Source organism: Streptomyces sp. NPDC058534, assembly GCF_042717365.1.
Classification (GTDB): Bacteria; Actinomycetota; Actinomycetes; order Streptomycetales; family Streptomycetaceae; genus Streptomyces.
In genome coordinates, this window is record NZ_JBHXNW010000035.1 from 41,667 (window position 1) to 43,983 (window position 2,317).

Consider the following 2,317-nt stretch of genomic DNA (forward strand, 5'->3'; position numbering starts at 1 on the left):
GCCCGGGGTTCGGTGACACCCCGGGGGGGCCGGCCTCTCCCCGGCCCCGGGGGGGGGGGCCCGGGTCCCCGGCTTGCCCCCGCCGCCCGCCGTTTGTCCGAATTGAGGGGGAGGCTGCCCGTCTGCCCTGTGGCATGCGCTACAAAAGCCCTGTTGCGTTTGAGGATTGAACACAGCCGCGTTTAGCGTCATCCGGGCTGTTCGTCAGGCAGTGCGCCGCACCCGCGGCACCGGACAGTCATCGCCGAGTCCCCGTACGGCGCGAGCCAGGGGAGCCGGGGACCCACCGTAGTCCCTGGGGTGAATCGGACGCCCGCGCGCGCAGCGAGGGGGTCCGTAGGAGACCTTCCTGCTCCGAACCCGTCAGCTAACCCGGTAGGCGAGAGGGAAGGAAAGGACCAGCCTCTACATGGCGTTCACGCGCGCCACCGGGAAGCACCGGCGTCCCAGCAGGATGCACCGCAGTACCGCCCGCGCGGCGGGTGTCGCGGCCCTCGCCACCACCGGCGTCGTCGGCACCCTCGCGGCTCCGGCGCTCGCCGCCGAGCCCGAGGTGGAGCGGAGCGGACTCACCCCGGTCATCAGCATCGGCGACTCCCTGGCCGAGGAGATCGACGCCCAGGCCCTCGCACAGCGGCAGGCCGCCGCGGACGCCGCCGCCCGCGAGGCGGCCCAGGAGGCCGCGCGCGAGCGGGCCGCCGAGGCGGCCAAGGAGGCACGCGAGGCCAAGGAACGCGCCGCGCGGGAGGCGGAGCGCAAGCGCCTCAACACCTTCGTCCCGCCGATCACCGCGTCCTACGTCTCCACGGCGTACCAGGCCGGCAGCTCCCTGTGGTCCTCCGGCAGCCACACCGGCATCGACTTCCACGCCTCCAGCGGTACGACCGTGCACGCGGTCGGCGTCGGCACCGTCGTCGAGGCCGGCTGGGGCGGGGCGTACGGCAACCAGGTCGTGATCAAGATGCACGACGGCACGTACACGCAGTACGGGCACCTGTCGTCCGTCGGCGTCTCGGTCGGCCAGTCGGTCGACCCCGGCCAGCAGATCGGCCTCTCCGGCGCCACCGGCAACGTCACCGGGCCCCACCTGCACTTCGAGGCCCGTACGAGCCCCGAGTACGGCTCGGACATGGACCCCGTCGCCTACCTCCGCTCGCACGGCGTGAACGTCTGACGGCGGACCCTGCGGCACCACTCGAAAGCCCTGGCCGCCCGAGCCGGGGCTTTTGGTTTTCGTTCGCGTGCGGTCGCCGCCGTCGGCCAAAAAATATCCATGAAATCCGCTCCGCCGTCGGAATAACCGCTTGATTGGCCTAGAGTCGCTGGACACGTCAATCGTCGACGTATCACGGGGATTAAGGCGGAGGTCGGTCATGCGTATTCCGGCGCATTCGGTGTGCACGGCGATCCGGGACGACATCGTCGCAGGCGTTCACGTGCGCGGGGGCCGGCTCACCGAGGAAATCCTCGCCCGCCGCTACGGCGTCTCCCGCGTCCCCGTCCGCGAGTCCCTGCGCACGCTGGAGGCCGAGGGTTTCGTGGTGACCCGGCGGCACGCGGGCGCGTGCGTCGCGGAACCGACCGAACAGGAGGCCGCCGACCTGCTGGAGACGCGCTCGCTCCTGGAGCCCCTCGGCGCCGCCCGGGCCGCCCGGCGCCGGACCGACGCCCACCTCAAGGTGCTGCGCGGCCTGGTCCGCCTGGGCCAGGAACGCGCCAGGCAGGGCAGCGGCGAGGATCTGCGTTCCCTGGGCGGCTGGTTCCACGAGACCCTCGCCCAGGCGGCCGGCAGCCCGTCCCTGACGGCGCTGCTGACCCAGCTGCGCCACAAGATCGCCTGGATGTACGACGTGGACGCGCCCCCCGGGCCGGTGGAGTACTGGGCCGAGCACGGCGCGATCCTCGACGCGGTGGCCCGGGGCGACGGCGACCGCGCGCGGGCGCTCATGGCGCTGCACACCGAGCGGTCGGCGCCGGGTCACCGCCTGCGATTCGCCTCCGGCGGCGGTAGGACGGAGCGTGTGAGGAACTCGCAACGTCCCGTAAACACGGCGAGCCTGCGGCATTAACACGGGCCCGGTATACAAAGAGCAGGAAATTCGGGGGGTGTTTTCGACTGCCCATATTTCTGCTGCCCGGACGGAAATGGGGCAGCGGAATGGCACAGCGGAATGGCACAGCGAGAGGCCCGCCCGGTGGTCTGCTGGGGTGGGGGGCGAGGCAGGGCCCCGGGCCGGTGAGCCACCGGGCGCGGTGGGGGGTGTGGGGGGGGCGCCGGCGAGAGAGGGGGAGAGGGGGGGGGTGGGGGGGGCGTGGT

General features: G+C 72.5%; 2 protein-coding genes and 1 riboswitch. Both genes read left to right on the forward strand.

Features of this window, described 5'->3' with window-relative positions; genetic code table 11:
* Positions 1–232 precede the first annotated feature (232 nt).
* Positions 233–397, forward strand: a riboswitch (cyclic di-AMP (ydaO/yuaA leader).
* A 12-nt stretch (positions 398–409) separates the two neighbouring features.
* The gene (locus ACFWR9_RS22010) at positions 410–1,174 is read left to right on the forward strand and encodes a M23 family metallopeptidase (protein WP_383844832.1); all 765 of its coding nucleotides are present in this window, start codon (positions 410–412) and stop codon (positions 1,172–1,174) included.
* Positions 1,175–1,373: 199 nt separating this feature from the next.
* Complete coding sequence (locus ACFWR9_RS22015; protein ID WP_383844835.1) at positions 1,374–2,069, forward strand: GntR family transcriptional regulator; 696 nt, start codon at positions 1,374–1,376, stop codon at positions 2,067–2,069.
* Positions 2,070–2,317 lie beyond the last annotated feature (248 nt).